Annotated in this window: 6 protein-coding genes; all 6 read left to right on the top strand. The window is 69.5% G+C overall.

Annotated elements, in window-relative coordinates; all coding sequences use genetic code 11:
• Nucleotides 1-966 (top strand): flagellar biosynthesis protein FlhF (gene flhF, locus D180_RS05365; RefSeq protein WP_017911988.1); only part of this gene is annotated, 966 nt, incomplete at its 5' end.
• Nucleotides 953-1837: a P-loop NTPase gene (locus tag D180_RS05360; RefSeq protein ID WP_010341540.1), complete on the top strand. Its 885-nt coding sequence runs from the start codon at nucleotides 953-955 to the stop codon at nucleotides 1835-1837. The genes flhF and D180_RS05360, both read left to right, overlap by 14 nt.
• Nucleotides 1834-2583 (top strand): RNA polymerase sigma factor FliA, encoded by a 750-nt coding sequence (locus D180_RS05355; protein WP_010341541.1) that lies wholly within the window; start codon nucleotides 1834-1836, stop codon nucleotides 2581-2583. The genes D180_RS05360 and D180_RS05355 overlap by 4 nt, the downstream gene beginning before the upstream one ends.
• Nucleotides 2584-2602: 19 nt before the next feature.
• Nucleotides 2603-2995, top strand: a complete 393-nt coding sequence (gene cheY / locus D180_RS05350) for a chemotaxis response regulator CheY (protein WP_010341542.1) — start codon at nucleotides 2603-2605, stop codon at nucleotides 2993-2995.
• Nucleotides 2996-3607: a protein phosphatase CheZ gene (locus D180_RS05345; protein WP_010341543.1), complete on the top strand. Its 612-nt coding sequence runs from the start codon at nucleotides 2996-2998 to the stop codon at nucleotides 3605-3607.
• A gap of 4 nt (nucleotides 3608-3611) precedes the next feature.
• Nucleotides 3612-4038: Hpt domain-containing protein (locus tag D180_RS05340; protein ID WP_026143603.1), on the top strand; the 427-nt coding region annotated here is incomplete at its 3' end.

The following is a 4038-nucleotide window of genomic DNA, read 5'->3' as shown; positions in this document are numbered from 1 at the left end:
GCCGGGATCCCGGCGGCCGCGGCGCTGGCGGCGGTGCCGACCTTCCCCGCCCCGCAGAACGACGAACAATTGACGCAGCTGCGCGACGAACTGTCGCTGATGCGGCAGATGATCGAGCGCGAGATGAACCGCCTCACCGACGAGCGCCTGCGCGGCTCGCCGGTCCGCGCCCAGGCGCTGGAGCTGATGGACGACTACGGCTTCGACAGCGGCATCACCCGCGACGTGGTCATGCAGATCCCCGCCGACCTCGAGCTGCACCGCGGCCGCGGGCTGATGCTGGGCCTGCTGTCCAAGCGCCTGCCGATCGCCGCGCTGGACCCGCTCGAGGAAGGCGGCGTGATCGCCCTGATCGGCCCGACCGGCGCCGGCAAGACCACCACCATCGCCAAGCTAGCCTCGCGCTTCCTGGAGCGCCATGCCGCCCGCGACGTGGCCCTGGTCACCACCGACACCATCCGCGTCGGCGGCCGCGAACAGCTGCACAGCTACGGCCGCCAGCTCGGCATCGCCGTGCACGAGGCCGACAGCGACGCCGCGCTGCAGCAGCTGCTGGAGCGCCTGGCCGACTACAAGCTGGTGCTGATCGACACCGCCGGCATGGGCCAGCGCGACCGCGCCCTGGCCGCCCAGTTGCACTGGCTGCGCGCCTCGCGCGTGGTCCGATCCTTGCTGGTCCTCCCCGCCAACGCCCATTTCTCCGACCTGGACGAGGTGGTGCGCCGGTTCGCCGGCGCCGACCCACAGGGGGTCATCCTGACCAAGTTGGACGAGACCGGGCGGTTCGGCAGTGCCTTGTCGGTGGTCGTGGACCACCGTCTCCCCATCACCTGGGTGACCGATGGACAGCGTGTGCCGGACGACCTGCACCGCGCCAACGCCGCCAGCCTGGTATTGCGCCTTGAAGATTTGCGGCGCGCTGCCGATAAGCCCTGTACTCCGGAGCAGACCCATGCCGTCGCGTGACTACGTCAATCTGACCAATGCCTTCCCCCTGTCGGCGACGCGCAGCGAACCGCTGGGTCCGGTGCGCACCATCGCCGTGACCGGCGGCAAGGGCGGCGTGGGCAAGACCAACATCTCGGTGAACCTGTCCATGGCGCTGGCCGACATGGGCAAGCGCACCCTGCTGCTGGACGCCGACCTGGGCCTGGCCAACGTCGACGTGCTGCTCGGGCTGACCCCCAAGTTCACGGTGGCCGACCTGGTCGCCGGGCGCTGCACCCTGGAAGAGGTGCTGATCGACATGCCCAACGGGCTGATGGTGGTGCCCGCCGCCTCCGGCCGCCGCTACATGGCCGAGCTGCCGCCGGCCCAGCACGTCGGCCTGGTCAACGTGTTCTCCGAGCTGCAGCGCGAGCTGGACGTGATGATCGTCGACACCGCCGCCGGCATCACCGACAGCGTGCTGACCTTCTGCCAGGCCGCGCAGGACGCGGTGGTGGTGGTCTGCGACGAGCCGGCCTCGATCACCGACGCCTACGCCCTGATCAAGGTCCTCTCGCGCGAGCGCGGCGTGGACCGGGTGCAGATCGTCGCCAACATGGTCCGCGACCTCAACGAAGGCCGCCTGCTGTACGACAAGCTCAGCCGGGTCTGCGAGAAGTTCCTCGGCGACGTGTCGCTGAACTACCTGGGCTGCGTGCCGCAGGACGACTGGCTGCGCCTGTCGGTGCAGCGCCAGCAGCCGGTGGTCAAGGCCTACCCGTCCAGCCCGTCGGCGCAGGCGATCTCCGAGATCGCCCGGCGCACCGCACGCTGGCAGGCGCCGACCGCCCCGCGCGGCAACGTCGAGTTCTTCGTCGAGCGCATCATCCAGCGCGGGGTGGCCGCATGAACGCCGCCGCCCACTACCGCGCCGTCCAGCGCAACAGCGCCAACGACTACATCACCCAGCACTCGGACCTGGTCCGGCGCATCGCCCACCACCTGGCGGCGCGGCTGCCGGCCAGCGTCGAGATCGACGACCTGATCCAGGCCGGCATGATCGGCCTGATCGAGGCCTCGCGCAGCTACGACGCCGAACAGGGCGCCTCGTTCGAGACCTACGCCTCGATCCGCATCCGCGGCGCGATGATCGACGAGATCCGCCGCGGCGACTGGGTGCCGCGCTCGGTGCACCGCCGCGCCCGCGACGCCGCCTCGGCGATCCGCAAGATCGAACAGAGCACCGGCCGCGCCGCCGCCGCCAACGAAGTGGCCGCGGCGATGGACATGCCGCTTCCCGAATACCTGCGTTTGATGGAAGATGCCGCCCGCGGCCAGGTGCTGAGCCTGGAGTCGCGCATCGAGGACCATGGCGAGCTGGATACCATCGCCAAGGGCGGACCCAATCCGCAGCAGATGCTCGAGCGCAGCGAATTCGGCCGCGAGCTGGGCAAGGCCATCGCGCAGTTGCCCGAACGCGAGCAGTTGGTGCTGTCGCTGTACTACGAGCAGGAATTGAACCTCAAGGAAATCGGCGCGGTGCTCGGGGTCAGCGAGTCGCGCGTGTGTCAGATCCATGGCCAGGCCACGGTACGGTTGCGCGGACGCCTGAAGGCGTTCGAGGTCGCCGATGCCGGTCTGGAAGACGAAGAATAGGAACCCTTAGGAGTCAGTGGTGAACAAGAACATGCGGATTTTGATCGTGGACGATTTCTCGACGATGCGACGCATCGTCAAGAATCTGCTCGGCGATCTGGGCTTCACCAACACCGCCGAGGCCGAAGACGGCAACAGCGCCCTGGCCGCGCTGCGCTCGGCGCCGTTCGAGTTCGTGGTCACCGACTGGAACATGCCGGGCATGACCGGCATCGATCTGCTGCGCAACATCCGCGCCGACGACAAGCTCAAGCACCTGCCGGTGCTGATGGTCACCGCCGAGGCCAAGCGCGAGCAGATCATCGAGGCCGCGCAGTGCGGCGTGAACGGCTACATCATCAAGCCGTTCACCGCGCAGACGCTGCAGGAGAAGCTGGGCAAGATCTTCGAACGCCTGGGAGCGACCGCCTAAATGGAAGCCACCGCCGAACGTACCGCCCTGATCGAACGCCTGCAAGGCGCGCTGGACGCGCTGGAGAACGGCGACGAGGCCGGCTGGCGCAGGGAGATCGACACCCTCGCCGCCTGGCGCACGCGGCCGATGATGCAGGGCCTGAGCCGGCTCGCGCGCGATCTGGGGCAGGCGCTCGGCGAACTGCCGGTGGTGCCCAGCGAGGCCGGCGAGCTGGACGACGCCTGCTCGCGCCTGGACCACGTGGTGGAGATGACCGAACAGGCCAGCCACCGCACCCTGGACCTGGCCGAGGAATGCCGTGCGCTGGCCGACCAGCTCGCCGCCGGCGGCCTCAGCGGCGACCAGAGCGAGATCCTCGACAAGATCCGCCACAACCTCACCGAAATGGCCCTGGCGCAGAGCTTCCAGGATCTGACCGGGCAGATCATCCGTCGCGTCGCCGGCATCGTGCGCCGCGTGCACGAAGGCTTCGGCGCGCTGGGTCTGCCGCCGAAGGAAGAAAACAAGAAGGCCGACGGCAGCCTGGCCGGCCCGGCCCTGCCCGGCCTGGACCGCCACGGCGTATCGCAGCACGACGCCGACGACCTGCTGTCCGGATTGGGACTGTAATGCCATGAGCGCCGTACCCGACGACATCGCTGCCGACTTCATCATCGAGGCCCAGGAGATCCTGGACCGGCTCGGCGAGCAGCTGGTGTCGCTGGAGCAGGCGCCCGAGGACAGCGGCCAGCTCAACGCCGTGTTCCGCGGCTTCCACACGCTCAAGGGCGGTGCCGGCTTCCTGGCGATCAACGCCATGGTCGAGCTGTGCCACGCCGCGGAGGAAACCCTGGGCATGGCCCGTGCCGGCCAGGCCACCCTGCAGGCGCGGCACTTCGACGCCGCGCAGCAGTCGCTGGACTACCTGCAGTCGATGCTCGATGCCTTCGGCAGCGGCCAGGAGCCGCCGCGCGCGCCGCCGGAGCTGATCGCGCAGTTCGACGCGCACGGCGACGACGCACCGGCGCCGGCACCCGCGAAGAGCGCCGCGCCCGCGCCCA

Source organism: Xanthomonas sp. SHU 166, from assembly GCF_000364685.1.
In the GTDB taxonomy this organism is placed as follows: domain Bacteria; phylum Pseudomonadota; class Gammaproteobacteria; order Xanthomonadales; family Xanthomonadaceae; genus Xanthomonas_A; species Xanthomonas_A sontii.
The sequence above is the reverse complement of the archived record's forward strand: the minus strand, read 5'-3'. Positions and strand labels throughout refer to the sequence as shown.

Excerpts from the sequence above, each read along its gene's own strand:
- D180_RS05355 (WP_010341541.1), top strand. The coding sequence starts at position 1,834 with ATGAACGCCGCCGCCCACTACCGCGCCGTCCAGCGCAACAGCGCCAAC.
- D180_RS05345 (WP_010341543.1), top strand. The coding sequence starts at position 2,996 with ATGGAAGCCACCGCCGAACGTACCGCCCTGATCGAACGCCTGCAAGGC.
- D180_RS05360 (WP_010341540.1), top strand. The coding sequence starts at position 953 with ATGCCGTCGCGTGACTACGTCAATCTGACCAATGCCTTCCCCCTGTCG.